The organism is Paracoccus endophyticus (genome assembly GCF_003286075.1).
GTDB lineage: Bacteria > Pseudomonadota > Alphaproteobacteria > Rhodobacterales > Rhodobacteraceae > Paracoccus > Paracoccus endophyticus.
In genome coordinates this window covers 96,396-119,342 of the sequence record NZ_QLUV01000005.1, presented here as the reverse complement: position 1 = coordinate 119,342, position 22,947 = coordinate 96,396, and the positions used below count along the sequence as shown (strand labels likewise).

The window sequence follows — 22,947 nt, the reverse complement described above, 5'->3', positions numbered from 1 at the left end:
CGCGGCCGTGGCAAGGGGACGGACATGGGCAGCTTGCGGACCAAGGGCAAATCGACCGTGGTGTGGCTGCTGATGGGGATGCTGCTGCTGGGCCTGGGCGGCTTTGGCGTGACCAGCTTTTCGGGCAGCTCGACGGCCGCGATCGGGGCGGTCGGCGACACCCCGGTCGGAACCGACGACTATCTGCGCGCCGTGCAGTCCGAGATGCAGGCGTTCTCGGCCCAGACCGGACAGCCCGTGACGGCCGAAACCGCGCGTGCGCTGGGCGTGCCGCAATCGGTGCAGGCGCGCCTGTTCGCCGCCGCCGCGCTGGAGGACGAGGCCCGCCAGCTGGGCCTGTCCGTGGGCGACGAGGCCGTTGCCCGCCAGATCGCCGCGGCGCCCGGGTTCCAGACGCCCTCGGGCCAGTTCGACCGCGCCCGCTATACCGACCTGCTGCGCCGAGAGGGGCTGAGCGAAGCCGAGTTCGAGGACGACGTCCGCATGGACGAGGCGCGGCTGATCCTGCAACGCGCCGTCGTGTCGGGCGTCACCGGGCCCGAGACGATGCGCGACCGCACCGCCGCCTGGCTGCTCGAGCGCCGCGACGTGGCGTGGGACGAGCTGACCGCCGAGGACCTGCCCGGCCCGGTCGCCACCCCCGACGAGCCCACGCTGGTCGCCTGGCATCAGGCGAACGCCGACCGCTTTACCGCGCCCGAGACGCGCAAGATCACCTATGTCTGGCTGACCCCCGAGATGCTGGAAGACAGCGTGACGCTGGACGAAGCGGCGTTGCGCGACCTGTACCAGCAGCGCATCGACGAATTCCGCCAGCCCGAGCGGCGCATGGTCGAACGGCTCGTGTTCGGGGACGAGGCGTCGGCGCAGGCCGCCAGGGCCCGCATCGACGCGGGGCAGTCCACGTTCGAGCAGGAGACGAACCAGCGCGGGTTGCAGCTGACCGACATCGACCTGGGCGAGGTGGCCGAGGCCGATCTGGGCGCGGCGGGCGCGGCGGTGTTCGCGCTGGACCAGCCCGGGATCGTCGGCCCCTTCATGACCGATCTGGGTCCGGCGCTGTTTTCGATGAACGCGATCCTCGACCCCGTGGACATCAGCTATGAGCAGGCCGCCCCCGACCTGCGGGCCGAGGCCGCGGTCGACCGCGCCCGCCGGCTGATCGAGGAGCAGGCCCCCGAGTTCGAGGACCTGCTGGCCGGCGGCGCCACGCTGGAGGACATGCCGAAATCGACGCCCATGCAGCTGGGGACGATCGAGTATTCCGCCGACACCCCGTCCGAAGGGATCGCCGCCTATCAGGCGTTCCGCGAACGCGCCCGGGCCCTGACCCCGTCCGATTTCCCCCAGCTTTACCAGTTGGACGATGGCGGCGTCTTCGCGCTGCGGCTGGACAGCCTGGTTCCCCCGGCGCTGATCCCGCTGGATCAGGTCCGCGACCGCGTGCTGGCCGACTGGACGCAGGCCGAGACACGCCGGATGCTGATGGCGGTCGGAGAAGAGCGCAAGATGGCGCTGGAATCCGCCGCGCCCGCGCCCGCTGCTGAGACATCGGCGCCCGCGACCGCCACGCCCGCGCCGGCCACGCCCGCAACGGCCACGCCCGCCCCCGCCACGCCCGCGGCATCCACCGCGGCGACGGACCCGCTGGCCGCTGCGGCGGGACTTGAACGCGACGGCGCCATCGACGGGGTGCCGCAGGACGTGGTGACGCAGGCGTTCCGCCTGACGGCCCCTGGCGAGGTCGATGTCGTCGAGGCCGAGAACCGGGTCTTTCTGGTCAGGCTGGACCGGATCATTCCCGCCGACCTGACCGGCGACGAGGCGCAGCAGGTCATCAGCGGCGTCGGAAACCGGCTGACGGATTCGCTGCAATCGGATCTGTTCGACGCCTATGCGCGCGCGTTGCAGGCCTCGCACGGGGTCACGCTGAACCAGTCGGCGCTGAACGCCGCGAACGCGCGCATCCAGTGATGGACCTGTCGCCCGACTTTGCCGCGTTCGAGGCGGGATGGGCCGCAGGCCGCAACCAGCTTGTCACGCTGCGCCTGGCCGCCGACCTGGACACGCCGGTCAGCCTGATGCTGAAGCTGGCCGAGGCCGAACCGTTGTCCTTCGTGCTGGAAAGCGTCACCGGAGGCGAGGTGCGGGGCCGCTATTCCATCGTCGGCATGAAGCCCGACCTGATCTGGGACTGCCGCGACGGTCGCGCCCGGATCAATCGCCAGGCCCGCTATGCCGAGCTGTTCGAGGACGATCCGCGCCCCGCGCTGGACAGCCTGCGGGCGCTGATCGCCGAAAGCCGCATCGAGATGCCCGACGGCGTGCCGCCTGTCGCTGCGGGCCTGTTCGGCTATCTGGGCTATGACATGATCCGGCTGGTCGAGCATCTGCCCGACGTGAACCCCGATCCCATCGGCGTGCCCGACGCGATGCTGCTGCGGCCGTCGGTGGTGGCGGTCCTGGACGGCGTCAAGGGCGAGGTGACGTTGTGCGCGCCCGCCTGGCACGACCCCGCGCTGCCCGCCCGCGCGGCCTATGCCCAGGCGGCCGAGCGGGTGATGGACGCGCTGCGAAGCCTGGACCGCGCCGTGCCGGAACCCCGCGCGCTGGGTCACGGAAGCGGCGGCGCGGTGGGACAGCCCCGGTCGAACTTTGCCCATGCCGAGTATCTGGCGGCGGTCGAGCGGGCCAAGGACTATATCCGGGCCGGCGACATCTTCCAGGTGGTGCCGTCGCAGCGCTGGGCCATCGACTTTCCGCTGCCGCCCTTTGCGCTGTATCGCAGCCTGCGGCGGACGAATCCGTCGCCCTTCATGTTCTTCCTGAACATGGGTGGGTTCCAGATCGTGGGCGCCAGCCCCGAAATCCTGGTGCGCCTGCGCCAGGGCGAGGTGACGATCCGCCCCATCGCCGGCACTCGTCCGCGCGGCGCCACGCCCGAGGAGGACCGCGCCAACGAGGCCGACCTGCTGTCGGACGAAAAGGAACTGGCCGAGCATCTGATGCTGCTGGACCTGGGCCGCAACGACGTGGGCCGCGTCGCGCGCATCGGGACGGTGCGCCCGACCGAGCAGTTCATCATCGAACGCTACAGCCACGTCATGCACATCGTGTCGAACGTGGTGGGCGAGCTGCGCGAGGGCGAGGACGCGCTGTCGGCGCTGCTGGCGGGGCTGCCGGCCGGCACCGTCAGCGGCGCCCCCAAGGTCCGCGCCATGCAGATCATCGACGAGCTGGAGCCGGAGAAGCGCGGCATCTATGGCGGCGCGGTCGGCTATTTCGCCGCGAACGGCGAGATGGACATGTGCATCGCCCTGCGGACCGGGGTGGTCAAGGACGGCACGCTGTATGTCCAGGCGGGCGGCGGCGTCGTGTTCGACAGCGTGCCCGAACTGGAATACCAGGAGTGCGTGCACAAGTCCAAGGCGATGATCCGCGCAGCCGAGGACGCCGCGCGCTTCGTGCGGGGGAACGGCTAGCCAGCGGCGGAGGAGGCGGGACGATGATGGGCCGGGGCGACGTGGGACCGCGCCCCGGCGCAGGGTGTGCCGGACGGCCCGGCGGTCAGCGGCGGACCTGCATCTGCGTCGCCTGCTCTTCGCGGGCGCGGCGCATGCGCTGGGCTTCCTCGATGCGCATCTGCGCCTTCATCGTGCCGGCTTCCTCGTCGCTGGTGTCCTCGACCAGCTCATAACGGCGAATGTCCTTGGCCAAGCGAATCCCTCCCCGAATCGCATGAATAGGTGGTAACGCGGCAGCGGTCGCGCGAGTTCCGGGGGAACCCGCAGCCCGCCCGCCGGTTTCCCCTGCATGAACCAGGAGACCGCCATGACCGTGCACCCCGACCCCATCGAGCCGCGCCACGCCATCAGCGATGACAAGAGCGGGCAAGGCGACACGGACGCCACCATCCTGCAGAACGAATACACCGGCGAGGCCGAACGCGACGGCATACCGGCCAACGGCACCACGCCCGCCCAGCCGCGCGGCCCCGACGACGTCGGCGCCTGAGACACAGGAGATTGCGATGCCCAACCAGCCATTCGAGCGCAACGGCTATGCCCCGCCCCGGGACGTCACCGCCGAGGAAGCCGAGCGCAACAAGCGCCAGCAGTCCGAGCAGGAGGCCGCCGTCCGCAACCCGCAGACCACCCCGGGTGACGCGCCGCCCGCCAAGACCGACAAGGCCACCGGCTGAGCGGCGGGGCCGTCACTCCGCCGGCCCGCCCCGTCAGTCGGTGCCGCGATACGGCTCGACGTATTGCAGGGCCATGTCCCAGGGGAAAAAGATCCAGGTGTCCTGGCTGACCTCGGTCACATAGGTCTGGACCATGGGCTTGCCCTTGGGCTTGGCATAGACGGTGGCGAAATGGGCGCGCGGGAACATGGACCGCACCAGTTCCAGCGTGCGCCCTGAATCGACCAGGTCGTCGACCACCAGCACTCCCTCTCCGTCGCCCATCATCGCGGCGTCGGGGGATTTCAGGACGGTCAGCGATCCCTGCTCGCCCTTGCGATAGGAGCGGACGCTGATCGTGTCGATCGTGCGGATGTCCAGTTCCCGCGCGACGATCATCGCCGGCACCATGCCGCCGCGGGTGATCGCCACCACCGCCTTCCAGCCGCCATTGTCCGGGCCGTGCCCATCCAGCCGCCATGCGAGGGCGCGGGCGTCGCGGTGCAACTGGTCCCAGCTGACGTGGAACCCCTTTTCATGGGGCAGGCGGTCGGACGGAGTCTTGGCCATGAGCGTTCCTTTCAGTGGCGCAGGATCAGCGACAGCCCCAGCGCGCCGATCAGGGCACCGGCGATGCGGTCGATCCAGGTCTTGGCGCCGTGATAGCGCCGCCGGACGGGTCCGGTCGACATCAGAGTCGTCACGGCCGCGTAAAACCACAGCTCGACCGACAGCGCCACGGCATAGACAAGCACCGGGGCCACGCCATGCAGCGACGGAAACACCGACAGGATGACAGCCGAATAGAACAGCGCGGGCTTAGGATTGGACAGGTTCAGCGCGACCCCGCGCGCAAAGCCGGGACCCGTGACCGTCTCGGCCCCCATGTCCAGCGGGTCGGCCGCGTGACGCCACATCTGGACCGCGATCCACAGCAGATAGACGCCGCCCAGCACCTTGAGCGCGACGAACAGCGACGGCATCCAGCGAAACAGCACCGTCAGGCCGAACAGCGCGAACAGGCACCACAGCGAGGCGCCGAACGCCAGCCCCATCGCATAGGGCATCGAGGCGCGCCGCCCCCGTGCCGCCGCCGACTGGCTGGCGGCGATGATCGCGGGACCGGGCGACAGGATGGCCAGGCCCAGCGTGGTGACGAACAGTGCCAGCTGCGGCAGGGTGATCGCGTCCATCGCAAGGCTTTCGGAGGGGGCGCGCAGGGCGCGGGGCGGAACGGCGCGGGCGGCCTCAGTCGGCCTTGCGGCTGGTGACGGCCTCGATGTCGGGGGCATCGACGGCCTTCATGCCGACGATGTGATAGCCGGCATCGACGTGATGCGTCTCGCCCGTGACGCCGCTGCCCAGGTCCGACAGCAGATACAGCGCCGATTTCCCCACCTCGGTGGTCGTGACGTTGCGCCGCAGCGGAGAGTTGAGCTCGTTCCATTTCAGGATGTACCGGAAATCCCCGATCCCCGACGACGCCAGGGTCTTGATCGGCCCCGCGCTGATGGCGTTCACGCGGATGCCGTCCTTGCCCAGATCCTCGGCCAGATAGCGGACCGACGCCTCGAGCGCGGCCTTGGCGACGCCCATGACGTTGTAATGCGGCATCACCCGTTCGGCGCCGTAGTAGGTCAGCGTCATCAGGCTGCCGCCCGCCGGCATCATGGCGGCGGCGCGCTGCGCGACGGCCGTGAAGGAATAGACCGAGATGTCCATGGTCATCATGAAATTGTCGCGCGTCGTGTCCACATAGCGGCCGCGCAGTTCTTCCTTGTCGGAAAAGCCGATGGCGTGGACCAGAAAGTCCAGATGGCCCCAGCGGTCGCGCAGGGCGGCGAACAGCGCGTCCACCGACGTCATGTCGGCCACGTCGCAGGGCAGGACGATGTCCGATCCCAGCTGGCGTGCCAGCGGCTCGACCCGCTTGCGCAGCGCGTCGCCCTGATAGGAAAAGGCCAGCTCTGCGCCATGGTCGGCCAGCGTGCGGGCAATGCCCCAGGCAAGCGACTTGTCGTTGGCCAGCCCCATGATGAGCCCGCGTTTGCCGGCCATCAGCCCGCCGTCCACTCGCCCGCTTGACATGCAATGTTCCCCACGTCTTCAACCTTTGGTGAGGATTAGGCCAAAGCCAGTGGGGCATCAAGATGACTGACCGAAACGGGATCTTCGCGGGCGACGACCCGTTCGTGCTGGCCCGTGCCTGGCTGGCCGAGGCCGAGACGACCGAGCCGAACGATCCCAACGCCATCGCACTGGCGACCGTCGATGCGGCGGGCCTGCCCGACGTCCGCATGGTGCTGCTCAAGGACATCGAGGCCGACGGCTTTGTCTTCTACACGAACTATGACAGCGCCAAGGGGCAGCAGATCGCGGCCACGGGCACCGCGGCCTTCGTCATGCACTGGAAATCGCTGCGGCGGCAGATCCGTGTGCGCGGTCCCGTGATGCGGGCCGAGGGGCCCGAGGCGGACGCCTATTACGCCAGCCGGGCGCTGCAATCGCGGATCGGGGCATGGTCCAGCCGGCAAAGCCAGCCGCTGGACAGCCGCGCGACCCTGCTGGCCGAGGTGGCGCGCCAGGGCCTGCGCCACGGGCTGCATCCCGCGCGCCCGCCCTTCTGGGGCGGGTTCCGCATCACGCCCGTGCAGATCGAGTTCTGGGCCGACGGGGCCTTTCGCCTGCACGACCGCTTCCAGTGGCGGCGCGCGGGCGCGGGTGCGCCGTGGACCGTGACCCGCCTTCAGCCATGAGGCCGTTGCGTTCGCGCGCGCGGGCCGTCACGGTTCAGCGCGACGCAGCAGGCAAGGGGACGCGCCGATGACCATGACCGCCACCACCCGCCGCGGGGCGGCCCTTGCCCTGACGGCGCTGGCGTTGGCCACGCCCGCGGCCGCTGCGACCTGCGCGCCGGGCACGGCGACGATCCTTGCCGCGACGGGCGACACCCCCCTGGCGCGGATCGCGGTCGAGATTGCCGACACGCCCCAAAGCCGGGCGCAAGGGCTGATGGGGCGCGAGGTGCTGCCGCAGGGGCAGGGGATGCTGTTCGTCTACGAGACGCCGCAGCCGACGGCGTTCTGGATGAAGAACACGCTGATCCCGCTGGACATGCTGTTCTTCGATGCGTCGGGCCGGCTGCGCCACGTTCACCCCGATGCACGGCCCCACGACCTGACCCCGGTGCCGGGCGCCGCGCCCGGCGACCCCGACCCCGACCGGCTGCTGGTGCTGGAACTGGCGGGGGGCGAGGCCGCGCGGCTGTCGCTGACCCCCGGCGCGCGGCTGGCGCACCCGGCGGTTCCGCAAGCGACCGCTGCCGCGCCCTGCCACTGATGTTTTCGCTTTCCGCTGGCGCGCGGCGCGCCTAAAAGGGCGGTGGTTCGGGGTGTGGCGCAGCCTGGTAGCGCGACGGTTTTGGGTACCGTAGGCCGGAGGTTCGAATCCTCTCGCCCCGACCAGTCCTTTCCCATCACAGCCGGTCCCCACCCTTCGCCACACGAGGCGACGGCCGGATGGATGCCGTGCAACGGCGCGGGCCGGTTCACGCGACGCATCCCGGATCGAACGGCCGCGGGTTCGCCTGGACGCGGGCCGATGCGAGCGACCGACCCGTTGCCGCGGCCTTGCACCACCCGGCGGCGCGTCGGCCGACCCGGCGCGGAACGGAAAAGACGCGCCGGGTGGCGCGCCTTTCCGCTGTCAGTGCGGCACGGTGGCCGATGCAGGGGGGGGCGTTCCCGGGGCCGGGGCCGCAGCGGTTGGCGCGGGCGGCGCCTTGCGGCGGCGGACCAGCGACAGCACGAACACGAAGAACACCGGCACGAAGAACACCGAAAACACCGTGGCCGCGATCATGCCCCCGATCACCCCGATGCCGATCGCGTTCTGGCTGGCCGAGCTTGCCCCCGTCGCCGTGGCCAGGGGCACCACGCCCAGCGTGAAGGCCAGCGAGGTCATCAGGATCGGCCGGAACCGCAGCTTCGCGGCCTCCAGCGCCGCCTCGCGCAGCGGCTTGCCCTGTTCCCAAAGCTCCTTGGCGAACTCGACGATCAGGATGGCGTTCTTGGCCGACAGGCCCATGATCGTGATCAGTCCGACCTTGAAGTAGATGTCGTTGGGCAGGCCCGCGATCCACGCCGCCGCCACGCTGCCGGCGACGCCAAGCGGCACCGCCAGCATGACCGACAGGGGGATCGACCAGCTTTCGTAAAGCCCCGCCAGCAGCAGGAACACCAGCACGATGCTGAGGCCGTAGAGAAGGCCCTCCTGCGCGCCGGCCTCGATCTCCTCCAGCGATTGCCCGGTCCATTCATAGCCGAATCCCTGCGGCAGTCCCTGGGCGATACGCTCGATCTCGGCCATGGCCTCGCCCGTGGTGTAGCCGGGCGCGGCGTTGCCCGAGATGCGGTTCGACGGATAGCCGTTGTAGCCCACGACCTGCGTCGGCCCGTTCTGCCAGTGGACCGTCGCAAACGACGACAGCGGCACCATCCCGCCGTTCATGTTGCGCACGGTCAGGTCCAGCAGGTCCTCGGCCGACATCCTCGCCGTCTCGTCGGCCTGCACGACGACGCGCTGCAACCGCCCCTCGTTGGGGAAGTCGTTGATGTAGGACGACGCGAGGTTCTGCGAGATGGTCGCGTTGATGTCGGCAAACGTCACGCCGAAGGTGTTCGCCTTCTCACGGTCGATGGTGACGATCACCTGTGCCGCGACCGGCAGCCCCTCGACCCGCGCCCCGACGACGCGGCCGGTGGCCGTGACCTCCTCGATCAGCTGCTGGGTTGCCGCCTGCAACGCCTGCTGGCCATTGCCGCCGCGGTCCTGCAGGCGGAAGCTGAAGCCGCCGGCGTTGCCAAGCCCCTGGATGGGCGGCGGCGACAGGGCAAAGGCGCGCACGTCCTTGATTCCGAACAGCTGCATGTTGGCCCAGTCGGCAATCTCCTGCGCGGACTGGGACCGTTCCTCCCAGTCCTTGAGGGTGACGAACATCAGCGCGGCATTGGTGCCCGAGCCCGAGAAGCTGAAGCCCCGGATGGCGACGACGTTTTCCACGCCCTCGTTGCCGGCAAAGACCTGCTCGGCCTTGCGGATCGCCTCGTCGGTGCGGTTGGCCGAGGCGGCGGGCGGGGTCTGCAGGTCCACGATGATGAAGCCCTGGTCCTCGTTCGGCAGGAACGAGCTGGGCAGCCCCACAAAGCCGTAGGCCATGGCCCCCACGATCGCCAGATAGACCACCATCACCAGGCCGCTGCGCCCGGTCAGCCGCCGCACCGCGCCGGTATAGCCGCGCGTCGTCGCGTCGAAGCCACGGTTGAACAGGCCGAACGGGGTGTAAGGCCCGCGTTTCTCATGATGTCCGGCCGCGATCGGCTTGAGGAAGGTCGCGCACAGCGCCGGCGTCAGGCTGAGCGCCAGGAAGGACGAGAACAGGATCGCCACCACCATCGTCAGCGAGAACTGGCGATAGATGATGCCGGACGATCCCGGAAAGAATGCCATCGGGATGAAGACCGCCGACAGCACCAGCGAGATGCCGACGATGGCCCCGGTGATCTGGGTCATCGCCTTGCGGGTGGCCTCGCGCGGCGGCAGCCCCTCGGTCGCCATGATCCGCTCGACGTTCTCGACCACGACGATGGCGTCGTCGACCAGAATGCCGATGGCCAGCACCATGGCGAACATGGTCAGCACGTTGACCGAAAATCCGACCGCGAACATCACCGCCAGCGTGCCCAGCAGCGCCACCGGCACGACCAGCGTCGGGATCAGCGTATACCGCACGTTCTGCAGGAAGATGAACATGACGACGAAGACCAGCGCCACCGCCTCGACCAGCGTCATCACTACCTTCGAGATGGACTTCTGGACAAAGGGCGCGGTGTCGTAGGGGATGGCATAGTCGATGCCGGGCGGGAAAAAGGCCGACAGCTCGGCCATCTTCTCGCGCACGGCGCTCGAGGCGGCGAGGGCGTTGCCGCTGGAGGTCAGCTGGATGCCGACCGCCGCACTGGGTTCGCCATTCAGCCGCGAGCTGAAGCCATAGCTTTCGCTGCCCAGTTCGACGCGCGCCACATCGCCCAGCACGACGGTCGAGCCGTCGGGATTGGCCCGCAGCACGATCTTGCGGAATTCATCGGGCGTGGTCAGCTGGCCCTTGACCAGCACGGTCGCGGTCAGCTGCTGGCCGATGGGGTTGGGGTCCGCGCCGATCGAGCCGGCGGCCACCTGCGCATTCTGCGCGGTGATGGCGTTGCTGACGTCGCTGCTGGTCAGGCTCAGGCCGGTCAGCTTGCCGGGGTCGATCCAGATCCGCAGCGAGCGGCCGGCGGCGAACAGCTGCGCGTTGCCGACACCCTCGATCCGGCGCAACTCGCCCAGGACGTTGCGGGTCAGATAGTCGCCCAGGTCGACTTCGTCGCGCGTGCCGTCCGACGAGGTCAGCGCGACAATCATCAGAAAGCCCGCACCGGCCTGCTGCACGGTGATCCCGCGCTGCACGACCGACCGCGGCAGGCGCGGCTCGACCCGGCTGACGGCGTTCTGCACGTCGACAGAGGCGGACGCGACGTCGGTCCCGGCCGCAAAGGTGGCGGTGATCGTGATCGTGCCCGACGCGTCCGAGGTGGATTCGAAATAGCGGATGCCGTCGATGGTGTTCAGCTCTTCCTCGATCGGCTGGGCCACGCCCTCGTACATCTCCTCGGGCGAGGCGCCGACATAGGTCGCGCGCACCGTGATCTGGGGCGGCGCGATGGACGGATACTGGCTGATCGGCAGGCCGGGGATCGCCAGGATGCCGCCCAGCGAAATCAGGATGGCGATCACCCACGCAAGGACAGGCCGCCCGATGAACAGTTGTGCCATGCGCTGATCCTCAGTTGCTGGGTTCGGCCGCGGCGGGCGCCGCGCCCTGGGCAGGCTTGGCGGCCGCGTCGGGTGCCGAGGCAGGGGCCCCGGCCGGTGCGGCCGTGCCCGTGGACGCCGCATCGGCGGGCCTCGTGTCTGCGGGCGCCGCAGCCGGAACCGCGCCGGCGGGCGGGGCCGCAGAGGCTGCCGGCTGGCCGTCCGGGTTGACCGGGGCGACCGGCTCGGGGATCACCGTCGCGCCGGGATACAGCTTCTGCGCGCCCTCGACGACCAGCGTCTCGCCCGGCTCGAGCCCGCCCTGGACCAGCCAGCGGTTCTCGATCGTGGCGCCCAGTTGCAGCGGGCGCAGATCGACGGTGTTGTCGTCCTTGAGGATATAGACCTGCGGGTTGCCGCGCCCGTCGCGCAGCACGGCCTGCTGCGGGATGGCGATGGCGCGTTCGTTCACCGCCTGGATGATGCGGACCCGGACATAAAGGCCCGGCAGCAGCTGCCCGTCGGGATTGGGGAACATGCCGCGCAGCGTCACCTGTCCGGTCGTCTCGTCCACCGCGGCCTCGGAAAACAGCAGCGTTCCCAGATGGTCATAGGCGGTGCCGTCGTCGAACAGCAGCTGCACCGTCGCCTCGCCCGGCGCGGTGGCGACCAGTTCCCCGGCATTGAGGGCGCGGCGCAGGCGGAACAGCTCGGACGTGGACTGCGTGAAATCGGCATACACCGGGTCAAGCTGCTGGATCAGCGCCAGATGGGGGCCGGCGCTGGTGACAAGCGCGCCTTCCGTGACCAGCGCACGGCCGATGATGCCGCTGATCGGCGCGCGCACCTCGGTATAGTCCAGGTTCAGCTGCGCCTCGGCCAGGGCCGCCTCGGCGATGGCCACGTCGGCCTCGCCCTGCAGCACCAGGGTTTCGGCGCGCTCGAGCTCGACCTGGGCGGACACGTTGCGGGCGCGCAGCGCGGTCTGGCGGTTCCGTTCGACCTGCGCGCTGGCCAGCGTGGCCTTGGCGCGCGCCAGGGACGCCTGGGCGGCGCGGACCTGCACCTCGAAGGGTGCGGAATCGATGCGGTAGAGAACATCGCCCTCGGCGACCGCGCTGCCCTGTTCGAACACCCGGTCCTCCAGGATGCCCGACACGCGGGGCCGCACCTCCGAGATGCGGGTGGCCGAGACGCGGCCGGGCAGTTCGTTGACGACCGGCAACGCCTCGGCCTGGACGGTCAGCACGCTGACCGGGGTGGGCGGCATCTCGCGCGGCTGGGCGCCTGCCGGCGCGGCCAGCCCGCAGATCAGCCCGGCGACAAGGGCAGCGCGCAGGGGGACATGGGTCATGGGTGGCTCTCTTCCTCGTCGGTGGGCTCGCGCAGCGGCGGCAGGCTTTGCAGTTGGTCGGACAGGCGTTCGATGATGGGAACCAGCGGGCGCAGTGCGGCAAGATCCTCGGCCGGCAGCGCCCGGGCCATCAGCTCGGCGCGCGCGTCATGGATCACGCCCAGCGCCTCGCGCCCCGCGGGACCGATGGCGATCATCGACACGCGGCCGTCGGCAGGGTCGCGGTGGCGTTCGATCAGCCCCGCGCTTTCCAGGCTTTGCAGGCGGGGCGTCACGGTGGACACCTCGACCCCGTGTAGCGCGGCGATGTCGCTGACCCGCATGGGACCGAGCAGGTGAACATAGTCCAGCAGCGCCCACGAGCCCGCCGGCAGCCGATGCCCGGTCGCGTCCGCGATGTCCGCCGCGATGCGCCTGTTGCCAAAGCGCATCACCAGCGACGACAGCGCCCGCTCGAGCCTCGCCGTGTCCGAGTTCGTGTTCACCTGTGCGCCTTTCGGAAAGCCGGGACCGCCGCGCAGCGGGTGTCCCAAGGCGCCGTCCTTAGGGGATTGCAGTGGAAATGTCCAGATAGTTTGATCGATCAAAGTAATAGGCGGCGGCAGGGCGCCGCCGCCGGGTCGTGTCGCAGGCCCCCGACATCGCCGCCGGGTCGCGCAGGCCGTCGCGTCAGGCCGCGTCCAGCGCCGCCACGATCTGCGCGAAATCCACAGCCTTCAGGCTTGCGCCCCCGACCAGCGCGCCATCGACGGCGGGCAGGGCAAAGATCGCGGCCGCGTTCGAGGGCTTGACCGAGCCGCCGTACAGCAGGCGCATCTCTGCCCCGTCGGCGAACCGGGCGGCCAGCGCGCGGCGCATGGCGGCGTGAACCTCGGCGATCTGGTCGTTCGTGGGGGTGCGCCCGGTGCCGATGGCCCAGACGGGTTCATAGGCGATGACGCTGTTGTCGGCGGTCGCGCACTCGGGGACCGAACCGGCAAGCTGCCGCGCGATTACGTCCAGCGTGTCGCCCGCGTCGCGCTGGGCCTCGGTCTCGCCCACGCAGATGATGCTGCGCAGGCCGGCCCGATGCGCGGCCGCGGCCTTGGCGGCGACAGCCGCGTCGGTTTCGCCGTGATCGGCGCGGCGTTCGGAATGGCCCACGATCACGTGGTCCGCACCTGCGTCGCGCAGCTGTCCGGCTGCAAGATCGCCGGTGTGCGCGCCCGACTCGGCGGCGTGGCAGTCCTGGCCGCCCACCGATATTCCGCCGCCCCCGATGCGCGCGACCATCGGGTGGATCAGCGTGGCGGGCGGGCAGATCAGGATGTCGCAGGTCGCCTCGGCGCAGGCCAAGGCCAGCGCATCCAGTTCTGCCAGGTCGGCCAGCGTCCCGTTCATCTTCCAGTTTCCGGCGGCAAGCTTGCGCATCATGATCCCTTCCCTGCGGCGGCCATTGCGGCCTAGCGCGCTTGCGCGGGGTGGATCAAGGGGCCGGGGGCGGGCGTCAGCCGGCGGGCGGCAGTGCGATCGGCTCGAAGCGGATCGATTCGCCGCAGCCGCAGGTGTCGGTGACGTTGGGGTTCACGAACTTGAATCCGCTGTCCAGCAGGCCGGTCTGATAGTCGATCTGCGTGCCGAACAGGAACATCTGCGCGGTGGGCGCGATCAGCACGCGCGCCGCCCCCTGTTCGACGACCTCGTCGCCGGGGGACGCGGCGTCGGCCAGTTCCATCGTGTATTCCATGCCCGCGCAGCCACCCTTCTTCAGGCCGATCCGCAGGCCCTGCGCCTTGCGGTCGGCCATCAGCCGGGCGATGCGCGCCTCGGCCGCGGGGGTGATGGTGACGGGTGGCTTGCCGGGGATCGAGAACATGGGGGGCCTTTCGCGATGACCCCAAGATAGGGACGCAGGCCCGCAGGCTCAAGGCGCGGGCCTGCGGGGGCGGTGTTTTCCTGCGGCTGGAATGTGGCGGGCCGCGCGGGGTATAGACCGCACGGGCCGCGGCGTCTTGCGGCGGGTTTGCAGGCGGGCAGGGGCGGGACTGGAATGCAGGACGGGATGCAGGCGGCGGCCCCGACCGCAAGGACGGCCCACCCTGCGGCCCCCGACGGGGCCCTTGATGGGGTCCGCGAGGCCGCGCGGCTGTCGGTGGCGCCGATGATGGACTGGACCGATGCGGCCTGCCGGCGGTTCCACCGCCTGCTGTCGCGCCGCGCCCTGCTTTACACCGAGATGGTGACGGCGCCTGCCGTGATCCACGGCGACCGCGCGCGGCTGCTGGCGCGTGGGGCGGACGGGCCGGTCGCCCTGCAACTGGGCGGGTCGGACCCGGCCGAGTTGCGCGAGGCGACCCGGATCGCGGCCGATTTCGGGTATGACGAGATCAACCTGAACGTCGGCTGCCCCAGCGACCGGGTGCAGTCGGGCTGTTTCGGTGCGGTTCTGATGAAATCGCCCGCCCTGGTCGCCGACTGCGTGGGCGCGATGATGGCCGTCAGCCCCGTCGCGGTCACGGTGAAATGCCGTATCGGGGTCGATGACCAGGACCCGACCGAGGTGCTGCCTGCCTTTGTCGCCGCCATGCGCGACGCGGGCGTGCGGCGCATGGCGATCCATGCGCGCAAGGCCTGGCTGCAGGGCCTGTCCCCGCGCGAGAATCGCGAGATCCCGCCCCTGGACTATCCCCTGGTTCACGCGGTCAAGGCCGCGTTTCCCGATCTGCACCTGTCGATCAACGGGGGCATCGGCTCGCTGGCGCAGGCGCGCGACCAGCTTGCGACGATGGACGGGGTGATGGTCGGCCGTGCGGCCTATCATCAGCCCTGGGACATCCTGGGCGGGGCGGACGCGCTGTGGGGCGCCGCGCCGCCCTTTGGCGACCCCGCCGAGGCCGCGCGCGCCATGCGCGACGATCTGGCGCGCCATTTGTCGGGCGGCGGGCGGATGCATCAGATCACCCGGCACATGCTGGGCCTGTTTCACGGCCGCCCCGGCGCGCGGACGTGGAAGCGCATCCTGTCCGAACGCGCCAGCGCCGGAACGCTGGCCGATTATGACGCGGCGCTGGCGGCGGTGGCGGCGGGCTGAGGCGGACCGCGCGTCCCGCCGCGCCGAACCCTTCCGGCGCCAGGCCATGCGCGGGCACGCGGACGCGGGGCCTGACGCGGGGCCTGTCGTCCGCCCAAAGCCGCCTGCGGCCGGGCGCAGGATGCACGGGCGCACGGAGGGTCGCCCTGGGGGTGGTGCGGGGGTCGGGCGGGGCCCCAGCGCAGGCGCCTTTGGCGCCGACCCCGGCGGCGCTGTCTCGGGCGGACGGCGCAAGGTCCCGCGCGCGATCCGCACCCCGCCGTTCTGCCGGACGGCATCGCAGCGCGCCGCCCCGCATGGCCTCGTGCCGGCTCTACCGGCCGTCCGCCTGCCTTGCCCCTGTCCCGCGCGCCTGTTTGCGTCCGGGCGACCGCCGGGCTAAGCCCGCGCCATGCCAGCGGAGCCTGCCGATGACCGATCTGATCCCCCTGATCCTGACCCTGGCCGCCGTCGGCGCCTTCGCCGGCATCCTGGCGGGGCTGCTGGGCGTCGGCGGCGGGATCGTGCTGGTCCCTGCCTTCGTCTCGCTCTTTGGCGCCGCGGGCTATGGCTCGGACGAGCTGATGCGGATGTGCCTTGCGACCTCGCTGGCGACGATCATCGTCACCTCGGCGCGGTCGGTCATGGCGCACAACCGCCGCGGCGTGGTGGACTGGGACATCCTGCGCGGCTGGGCGCTGCCGATCGGGGCCGGTGCCGTGGGCGGCGTGGCGGCGGTGGCGCAGCTGCGCACCCCCACGCTGCAGGCCATCTTCGGCGTGCTGGTGATCCTGATCGCGCTGTGGATGGGGCTTGGCCGGGCGCACTGGCGCGTGGCCGAGGTCATGCCGACCGGCCCCCGCCGCGGCCTTTACGGCGCGGCGATCGGCTTTGTCTCGGTGCTGCTGGGCATCGGGGGCGGGTCGCTCGGCGTGCCGCTTATGACGCTGCACGGGCGGCCGATCCACCACGCGGTGGCCACGGCCGCGGGCTTTGGGGCGCTGATCGCGATCCCCTCGGTCGCGACCTTCCTGTTCGTGCCCATGGCCCTGGCCCCGCCGTTCACGATCGGGTCGGTCAACCTGCCCGCGTTTCTTGTGGTGATCGTCATGACCACGCTGACCGCGCCCTGGGGGGCGACGCTGGCCCACCGGACCGAGCCTGCGCGGCTGAAGCGGATCTTTGCGCTGTTCCTGGGCGTGGTGGCCCTGAACATGCTGCGCAAGGCCTTGTTCTAGGCTCGTTCCGTCCAGGCGCGCTCGGCGACCTTTGCCGCGTCCCACAGCGCGTCCATCTCGGCCAGGCTCGACTGCTCGGGGCGGCGGCCCTGCGCGGCCAGCGCCGTCTCGATCGCGCGAAAGCGGCGGGTGAACTTGGCGTTGGCGGCGCGCAACGCCTCCTCGGGGTCGATCTCCAGGTGCCGCGCCAGGTTGGCCACGACAAACAGCAGATCGCCCATTTCCTCGGCCAGATGGGCGCGGTCGCCCGCGTCGCGGGCGGCGACCAGCTCGGCCGTCTCCTCGGCCAGCTTGTCCAGCACCTGATCGGTCGCGGGCCAGTCAAAGCCCACGCGCGCCGCCCGGTTCTGCAGCTTGACCGCGCGGGTCAGCGCGGGCAGGCCCAGCGCCACCCCGTCCAGCACGCCCGCCTCGGCCTTGGCCGCCCGTTCCTGCGCCTTGATCGCCTCCCAGTCGCGGACCTGCTGCGCGGCCGACTTGTCGCGCGATTCGTCGCCGAAGACATGGGGGTGGCGCGCGACCAGCTTGTCGGCAATCGCCCGCGCGACGTCGGCGAAATCGAACATCCCCGCCTCGGCCGCCATCTGGGCGTGGAACACCACCTGCAACAGCAGGTCGCCCAGTTCCCCCGGCAGCTCGTCCCAGGCCTGCCGCGCGATGGCGTCCGCGACCTCGTGCGCCTCCTCGATGGTATAGGGGGCGATGGACGCGAAATCCTGCTCGACATCCCAGGGACAGCCCGTGGCCGGGTCGCGCAGCGCGGCCATGATGGCGATCAGCCGTTCGGTTTCGTCGCGCGCGTCGGTCATGGACATCGGGCCCTGTCTGGGATGGACTGGCCTCACCTGACAAAAACCGCGCGAGATTGTCCACCATGCCCGTCCTGAACCGCATCGCCGGCTATGCCGACGAGATGACCGCCTGGCGCCGCCACCTGCACCAGCACCCCGAGCTGCAGTTCGACCTTGGCACGACCGCGGCCTTTGTCGCGGACCGCCTGCGCGAGATCGGCGTGGACGAGCTGCACGAGGGCATCGCGCAGACCGGCATGGTGGCGATCATCAACGGCCGCGGCCTGGACCCCGCGGGCGGGCCGACGATCGGGCTGCGGGCCGACATGGACGCGCTGCCCATCACCGAGACGACGGGCGCGGCCCATGCCTCGCGCACGCCGGGCAAGATGCATGCCTGCGGCCACGATGGACACACCACGATGCTGCTGGGCGCAGCGAAGTACCTGGCCGAGACGCGCAACTTCTCGGGCCGGGTGGCGCTGATCTTCCAGCCGGCCGAGGAGGGCGGGCGCGGCGCGAAGGTCATGATCGACGAGGGGATCATGGACCGGTTCGGCATCACGCAGGTGTTTGCGCTGCACAACAGCCCCAACCAGCCGCTGGGCCGCTTTCAGACGACGCCGGGGCCGATCATGGCGGCGGTGGACGCCTTCGACATCCACATCACGGGGCGCGGTGGCCACGGCGCCATGCCGCACGAGACGGCCGACCCCGTGATCGCCGCCGCCGGCATCGTGCAGGCGTTGCAGACCATCGTCAGCCGAAACCACAAGGCCGTGGACGATCTGGTCGTGTCCGTCACCCAGATCCACGCCGGAACCGCGCACAACGTCATCCCCGACACGGCGTTCATCAACGGGACCGTCCGCACCTTCGATCCGGCGGTGCAGGCGATGGTCAGGCAGCGGATGCAGCAGATCGTGGCGGGGCAGGCGGCGTCCTATGGCGTCGAGGCGCGGCTTGACTACAAGATCGGCGACCCGGCGACGGTCAACGACCCCGAGGCGACGGCGCTGGCGGCCTCGGTCGCGGCCGAGGTCGCGGGCGAGGCGCAGGTGGATGCCGAGGCGGGGCGCGAGATGGGGGCCGAGGACTTCAGCTACATGCTGCAGGTCCGGCCCGGCGCCTATCTGTTCCTGGGGCAGGGTCCGGGCGCGGGGCTGCACCATCCCGCCTATGACTTCAACGACGAGATCGCGCCCATCGGCGCCAGCTTCTTCGCGCGACTGGTCGAGCGCGCGCAGCCGCTGGGCTGACCGACGCGCGCGGGCAACGGGCAGGCCAGGGCGCGGCCGGTGCCGCCCATGGTCCCCCCGCGCGGCCCATGGCACGCGCAGGCGTGACCGGCGGCGGCGCGGGGCTTTCTGGACAAGACTGCGGCCCGCGACTAGGTTGCGCCGCAATCCGCCGCGGGGCCTTTCGCCGCCGCGGCCGCCCGCAGGCCATGTGAAGGATCGCCCATGTTCGTTTCCCCCGCTTTCGCTCAGGCCGCCGGTGCGCCGGCCGCGGGCGGCGCCGCCGCGTTCGCCCAGTTCATCCCGCTGCTGCTGGTCTTCGCGATCATGTATTTCCTGATCCTGCGCCCCCAGCAGCGCAAGTTCGCCAAGCACAAGGCGATGGTCGCGGCGCTGAAGAAGGGCGATCAGGTCGTCACCCAGGGCGGCCTTCTGGGCAAGGTCACGGCCGTCCGCGACGACGAGATCGAGGTCGAGATCGCGCAGGGCGTCCGTGTCCGCGTGGTGCGCGGCACGATCGCCAGTGTCATCACGCCGGGCACGCCCGTGGCTGCGAACGGCTGACGGCGCGATGCTGCACATCCCGTTCTGGAAGCGGCTGGTCATCCTGGGGCTGGTCGGGCTGGGCCTGCTGTATGCGATGCCCAACCTGTTCTATTCGCGGGTCGAGGCGCACAACGATGCCGTCGCCGCCGCCGCAACCGCGGGGTTCGAGACGCCCGAGCAGGCGGCCGCGCGGGCGCAATGGCCCGACTGGCTGCCCTCGTCGCTGGTCAACCTGGGGCTGGACCTGCGCGGCGGGGCTCATCTGCTGGGCGAGGTCCATGTCGCCGACGTCTACAAGTCGCGCATGACCGCGCTGTGGCCCGAGCTGCGCCAGGCGCTGGCCGCGCAGCGCGACGTGGTGGGCGCGGTGCGCCGCGTTCCCGGCCCCGATGACGAGCTGCACGTCGAGATCGGCAACCCCGACCAGATGGCCCAGGCCGTGCAGATCGCGCGCACGCTGGCGACGCCGGTCGTGTCGCTCAGCGGCGCGGGGCAGTCGGACCTGGACATCACCGCCCGCGGCAGCACCCTGATCGTGCGCCTGTCCGCGGCCGAAAAGGCCGCAACCGACGACCGCACCATCCAGCAGTCGCTGGAGATCGTGCGCAGGCGGGTGGACGAGGTCGGCACCCGCGAGCCCACCATCCAGCGCCAGGGCAAGGACCGCATCCTGATCCAGGTTCCCGGCATCGGATCGGCCGAGGAACTGAAGGCGCTGATCGGCACCACGGCCAAGCTGACCTTCAATCCGGTCGTGGGCCGCGGCACCGACCCGAACGCCAGCCCCGGTCTGGGCAATATCATCCTGCCGTCGCTGGACGAGACGGGCGTCTATTACACGCTGGCCGAGGCCCCCGTCGTCACCGGCGAGGACCTGACCGACGCCCGGCCCAGCTTTGACCAGAACGGCCAGCCGGCGGTCGATTTCCGGTTCAACCCCTCGGGCGCCAAGCGGTTCGGGGCCTATACCTCGGCCAACATCGGCCAGCCCTTCGCCATCGTGCTGGACAACCAGGTCATCTCGGCCCCGGTGATCCGCCAGGCGATCACCACCGGCTCGGGGCAGATTTCCGGCTCGATGGACGTCGATTCCTCGACCCAGCTGGCCGTGCTGCTGCGGGCGGGCGCCCTGCCGGCCGAGATGACGTTCCTGGAGGAACGCACCATCGGCCCGGAACTGGGGCAGGACAGCATCGATGCCGGCAAGACCGCCGCGACCGTGGCGACCATCGGCGTCGTGGCCTACATGATCGCCAGCTACGGGCTGTTCGGGGTCTTTGCGTCCGTCGCGGTGACGGTCAACGTCATCCTGATCCTGGCCGTCATGTCGGCGATGGGGGCGACGCTGACCCTGCCCGGCATCGCGGGGATCGTGCTGACGGTGGGCACCGCCGTCGATGCCAACGTCATCATCTATGAACGCATCCGCGACGAACTGCGCGCGGGCAAGGGCGTCGTGCGTGCCATCGACGACGGCTTCAACGAGGCGATGAGCGCGATCATCGACGCGAACGTGACCACCTTCATCGCGGCCCTCGTGATGTTCTTCCTGGGCTCGGGCCCGGTCAAGGGCTTTGCCGTGACGCTGACCATCGGCCTTGTCACCTCGGTCTTCACCGCGATCTATCTGACGCGGCTGCTGATCGTGGTCTGGCTGCAATGGCGCCGGCCGACGGCCTTGGAACTGTAAGGGGACCTGACATGGCATTCCGTCTGAAACTGGTTCCCGCGAACACCAGGATCAACTTCTTCCGCTGGCAGTGGCTGAGCTTCGGCATCTCGGGCGCCCTGATGGTCGCCTCGATCATCGTCACGATGACGATGGGGTTGAACTTCGGCATCGACTTCAAGGGCGGCACCACCATCCGCACCGAAAGCCCGACCGCGTTCGAGGTGGCCGACTATCGTCAGGCGCTGGACGGGCTGGGCGTGGGCGACGTCTCGATCACCGAGGTGTTCGACCCCACCTTTGGCGAGAACCGGCACGTGGCCCAGATCCGCATCGGCGCCACCAACGAGACGGGGTCCGTCACGCCCGAGGAGCTGAACCGGATCGAGGCGGCGCTGAAGACGGTCGATCCTCAGATCGCCTTTGCCGCGGTGGAATCCGTGGGCCCCAAGGTGTCGGGCGAGATGATCATGACCGCCGTCTATGCGGTCAGCGCGGCGGCGCTGGGGATCCTGCTGTATATCTGGCTGCGCTTTGAATGGCAGTTCGCGGTGGGCGGCGTCTTCGCGCTGATCCACGACGTGCTGCTGACAATCGGGATCTTCTCGCTGTTCCAGATCAAGTTCGACCTGACCACCATCGCGGCGCTGCTGACGATCCTGGGCACGTCGATCAACGACACCGTCGTCGTGTTCGATCGGCTGCGCGAGAACCTGATCAAGTTCAAGACGATGCCGCTGATCGACGTGCTGAACCTGACCACGAACGAGACCCTGTCGCGCACCGTGATGACCGCCGTGACCACCGCCATCGCGCTGACCGCCCTGCTGGTGCTGGGCGGCGACGTGATCCGCAGCTTTGTCTTCGCCATGCTGTGGGGCGTGTTCGTCGGCTGCTATTCGACGATCTACGTCGCCAAGAACATCGTGCTGTGGCTTGGCGTCAAGCGCGACTGGTCCAAGCCGGCCAAGGACAAGCCCGAGATGAGCGACACGCACGGCACACCGTTCCAGGACGCGCCCTGACATGGCGATAACCCCGACCGAGTTCGGCGGCGCGGTGTCGGTCGACGGCTATGGGCCGGGGTTCTTCCGCGTTGCGGGCCAGGTCTGGCGCGGGCCGGTGATCGCCACTGCGGCGGGCGCGCGGGCCTGGGGGGGGCTGGACGACATGGCCGCCCTGTCCACGCTGGCCGGGCAGGTGGATGTCCTGTTCCTGGGCCTGGGCGCCGAGATGGGCCGCCCCCCCGCGGCCCTGATGCGGACGCTCGAGGACGCCGGCGTCCCCGTCGAGGCGATGGCCAGCCCCACCGCTGCGCGCACCTATAACGTGACGCTGTCCGAGGGGCGGCGCGTGGCCTGCGCGCTGATCCCGGTGTGACGCGCCTGTCGGTCCGCGACCTGGCGGTGGCGCGGGGCGGGCGGCGCGTGGCCGAAGGCATCGGGTTCGATCTGGACGCGGGGCAGGCCCTGATCCTGCGCGGCCCGAACGGGATCGGCAAGACGACGCTGCTGCGGACCGTCGCGGGTTTGCAGCCGCCCGTTCAGGGGACCGTGACCGCCGACCCCGATGCAATCGCCTATGCCGGCCATGCCGACGGGCTGAAATCCGCGCTGACGGTGGCCGAGAACCTGGCGTTCTGGTCGCAGGTGTTCGGCGGGCCGGGCCCGGGCGCGGCGCTTGCGGCGCTGGACCTGGGGCGGCTGTCCGACCGGCCCGCGGCGATGCTGTCGGCGGGGCAGAAGCGTCGTCTGGGGCTGGCCCGCCTGCTGGTCACGGGTCGGCCCGTCTGGGTGCTGGACGAGCCGACCGTCTCGCTGGACACGGCCTCGGTCGCGCTGTTTGCGGCGGTGATCCGCGCCCATCTCGGGGGCGGCGGTTCGGCGCTGATGGCGACCCATATCGATCTGGCCTTGCCCGAGGCGCGGGTGCTGGATCTGGGCCCGCATCGTGCGGGTGACGGCGGCCCGACGGGACCGGGGCGCACCCGCGCCCCCGCCGGGTTCGACGAGGCCTTCGCATGACCCGCC

General features: G+C 70.4%; 24 protein-coding genes and 1 tRNA gene. 15 read left to right on the top strand and 10 right to left on the bottom strand.

Going from position 1 to position 22,947, the window contains the following annotated elements; genetic code table 11:
- Nucleotides 1–24 precede the first annotated feature (24 nt).
- Nucleotides 25–1,974, top strand: coding sequence for a peptidylprolyl isomerase (locus tag DPQ23_RS08195; protein ID WP_240602580.1), 1,950 nt, complete (start codon nt 25–27; stop codon nt 1,972–1,974).
- The gene (gene trpE, locus DPQ23_RS08190; RefSeq protein ID WP_112874213.1) at nt 1,974–3,482 is read left to right on the top strand and encodes an anthranilate synthase component I; all 1,509 of its coding nucleotides are present in this window, start codon (nt 1,974–1,976) and stop codon (nt 3,480–3,482) included. Before DPQ23_RS08195 ends, trpE begins: the two co-directional genes overlap by 1 nt.
- Before the next feature lie 85 nt (nt 3,483–3,567).
- On the opposite strand, the gene DPQ23_RS15405 is transcribed toward trpE, so the two are convergent.
- The gene (locus DPQ23_RS15405; RefSeq protein WP_162630688.1) at nt 3,568–3,717 is read right to left on the bottom strand and encodes an oxysterol-binding protein; all 150 of its coding nucleotides are present in this window, start codon (nt 3,715–3,717) and stop codon (nt 3,568–3,570) included.
- Nucleotides 3,718–3,831: 114 nt separating this feature from the next.
- Between DPQ23_RS15405 and DPQ23_RS08185 the strand changes: the two genes are divergently transcribed.
- Both DPQ23_RS08185 and DPQ23_RS15400 read left to right on the top strand, forming a co-directional pair.
- Entirely contained in the window at nt 3,832–4,014 is a 183-nt protein-coding gene (locus DPQ23_RS08185) for a hypothetical protein (protein WP_162630687.1), read from the top strand.
- Between the two features lie 16 nt (nt 4,015–4,030).
- Entirely contained in the window at nt 4,031–4,201 is a 171-nt protein-coding gene (locus DPQ23_RS15400) for a hypothetical protein (RefSeq protein WP_162630686.1), read from the top strand.
- Between the two features lie 33 nt (nt 4,202–4,234).
- Here the strand turns inward: DPQ23_RS15400 and gpt are convergent, their stop codons facing one another.
- Genes gpt through fabI form a run of 3 tightly spaced genes read right to left on the bottom strand, consistent with a single transcriptional unit; the run spans nt 4,235 to nt 6,238 of the window.
- Entirely contained in the window at nt 4,235–4,750 is a 516-nt protein-coding gene (gene gpt / locus DPQ23_RS08180; protein ID WP_112874211.1) for a xanthine phosphoribosyltransferase, read from the bottom strand.
- Between the two features lie 11 nt (nt 4,751–4,761).
- Nucleotides 4,762–5,373 (bottom strand): LysE family translocator, encoded by a 612-nt coding sequence (locus DPQ23_RS08175; protein WP_112874210.1) that lies wholly within the window; start codon nt 5,371–5,373, stop codon nt 4,762–4,764.
- Nucleotides 5,374–5,428: 55 nt separating this feature from the next.
- Nucleotides 5,429–6,238, bottom strand: coding sequence for an enoyl-ACP reductase FabI (gene fabI, locus DPQ23_RS08170; protein ID WP_420818573.1), 810 nt, complete (start codon nt 6,236–6,238; stop codon nt 5,429–5,431).
- Nucleotides 6,239–6,330: 92 nt separating this feature from the next.
- Between fabI and pdxH the strand changes: the two genes are divergently transcribed.
- The 3 genes from pdxH to DPQ23_RS08155 all read left to right on the top strand — a co-directional run bounded on the left by pdxH (nt 6,331) and on the right by DPQ23_RS08155 (nt 7,644).
- Nucleotides 6,331–6,936 (top strand): pyridoxamine 5'-phosphate oxidase, encoded by a 606-nt coding sequence (gene pdxH / locus DPQ23_RS08165; protein ID WP_112874208.1) that lies wholly within the window; start codon nt 6,331–6,333, stop codon nt 6,934–6,936.
- A gap of 67 nt (nt 6,937–7,003) precedes the next feature.
- Nucleotides 7,004–7,519: a DUF192 domain-containing protein gene (locus tag DPQ23_RS08160; RefSeq protein WP_240602579.1), complete on the top strand. Its 516-nt coding sequence runs from the start codon at nt 7,004–7,006 to the stop codon at nt 7,517–7,519.
- 48 nt (nt 7,520–7,567) lie between these two features.
- Nucleotides 7,568–7,644, top strand: a tRNA-Pro gene (locus DPQ23_RS08155).
- 241 nt (nt 7,645–7,885) lie between these two features.
- Here DPQ23_RS08155 and DPQ23_RS08150 read toward each other — a convergent pair.
- The 5 genes from DPQ23_RS08150 to DPQ23_RS08130 form a co-directional block, all read right to left on the bottom strand.
- Nucleotides 7,886–11,053, bottom strand: a complete 3,168-nt coding sequence (locus DPQ23_RS08150; protein ID WP_112874207.1) for a multidrug efflux RND transporter permease subunit — start codon at nt 11,051–11,053, stop codon at nt 7,886–7,888.
- Nucleotides 11,054–11,063: 10 nt separating this feature from the next.
- The gene (locus DPQ23_RS08145) at nt 11,064–12,386 is read right to left on the bottom strand and encodes an efflux RND transporter periplasmic adaptor subunit (protein WP_112874206.1); all 1,323 of its coding nucleotides are present in this window, start codon (nt 12,384–12,386) and stop codon (nt 11,064–11,066) included.
- Nucleotides 12,383–12,919 carry a MarR family winged helix-turn-helix transcriptional regulator gene (locus DPQ23_RS08140; RefSeq protein ID WP_112874205.1) on the bottom strand — a complete coding sequence of 179 codons (537 nt, stop codon included), beginning with the start codon at nt 12,917–12,919 and terminating at the stop codon, nt 12,383–12,385. Before DPQ23_RS08140 ends, DPQ23_RS08145 begins: the two co-directional genes overlap by 4 nt.
- 136 nt (nt 12,920–13,055) lie before the next feature.
- Nucleotides 13,056–13,796 (bottom strand): triose-phosphate isomerase, encoded by a 741-nt coding sequence (tpiA, locus tag DPQ23_RS08135; protein ID WP_112874298.1) that lies wholly within the window; start codon nt 13,794–13,796, stop codon nt 13,056–13,058.
- A 76-nt stretch (nt 13,797–13,872) separates the two neighbouring features.
- On the bottom strand, nt 13,873–14,241 hold the full coding sequence (locus DPQ23_RS08130) for a HesB/IscA family protein (RefSeq protein ID WP_112874204.1): 369 nt from the start codon (nt 14,239–14,241) through the stop codon (nt 13,873–13,875).
- 174 nt (nt 14,242–14,415) lie between these two features.
- Between DPQ23_RS08130 and dusA the strand changes: the two genes are divergently transcribed.
- Complete coding sequence (gene dusA / locus DPQ23_RS08125) at nt 14,416–15,456, top strand: tRNA dihydrouridine(20/20a) synthase DusA (protein ID WP_276310555.1); 1,041 nt, start codon at nt 14,416–14,418, stop codon at nt 15,454–15,456.
- A 410-nt stretch (nt 15,457–15,866) separates the two neighbouring features.
- Entirely contained in the window at nt 15,867–16,673 is an 807-nt protein-coding gene (locus tag DPQ23_RS08120) for a sulfite exporter TauE/SafE family protein (RefSeq protein ID WP_112874203.1), read from the top strand.
- On the opposite strand, the gene mazG is transcribed toward DPQ23_RS08120, so the two are convergent.
- Nucleotides 16,670–17,488 (bottom strand): nucleoside triphosphate pyrophosphohydrolase, encoded by an 819-nt coding sequence (mazG, locus tag DPQ23_RS08115; RefSeq protein WP_112874202.1) that lies wholly within the window; start codon nt 17,486–17,488, stop codon nt 16,670–16,672. The genes DPQ23_RS08120 and mazG overlap by 4 nt on opposite strands.
- A 59-nt stretch (nt 17,489–17,547) precedes the next feature.
- Here mazG and DPQ23_RS08110 point away from each other — a divergent pair, with 59 nt between their 5' ends.
- The 6 genes from DPQ23_RS08110 (at nt 17,548) to ccmA (ending at nt 22,941) form a co-directional block, all read left to right on the top strand.
- The gene (locus DPQ23_RS08110) at nt 17,548–18,723 is read left to right on the top strand and encodes a M20 aminoacylase family protein (protein WP_112874201.1); all 1,176 of its coding nucleotides are present in this window, start codon (nt 17,548–17,550) and stop codon (nt 18,721–18,723) included.
- Between the two features lie 204 nt (nt 18,724–18,927).
- Nucleotides 18,928–19,266, top strand: coding sequence for a preprotein translocase subunit YajC (yajC, locus tag DPQ23_RS08105; protein WP_112874200.1), 339 nt, complete (start codon nt 18,928–18,930; stop codon nt 19,264–19,266).
- A gap of 7 nt (nt 19,267–19,273) precedes the next feature.
- Nucleotides 19,274–20,938: a protein translocase subunit SecD gene (gene secD / locus DPQ23_RS08100; RefSeq protein ID WP_112874199.1), complete on the top strand. Its 1,665-nt coding sequence runs from the start codon at nt 19,274–19,276 to the stop codon at nt 20,936–20,938.
- A gap of 11 nt (nt 20,939–20,949) precedes the next feature.
- Nucleotides 20,950–21,942 (top strand): protein translocase subunit SecF, encoded by a 993-nt coding sequence (secF, locus tag DPQ23_RS08095; protein WP_112874198.1) that lies wholly within the window; start codon nt 20,950–20,952, stop codon nt 21,940–21,942.
- A gap of 1 nt (nt 21,943) precedes the next feature.
- Nucleotides 21,944–22,297, top strand: coding sequence for an Mth938-like domain-containing protein (locus DPQ23_RS08090; protein WP_112874197.1), 354 nt, complete (start codon nt 21,944–21,946; stop codon nt 22,295–22,297).
- Nucleotides 22,294–22,941 (top strand): heme ABC exporter ATP-binding protein CcmA, encoded by a 648-nt coding sequence (gene ccmA, locus DPQ23_RS08085; RefSeq protein WP_112874196.1) that lies wholly within the window; start codon nt 22,294–22,296, stop codon nt 22,939–22,941. The genes DPQ23_RS08090 and ccmA overlap by 4 nt, the downstream gene beginning before the upstream one ends.
- Nucleotides 22,942–22,947 lie beyond the last annotated feature (6 nt).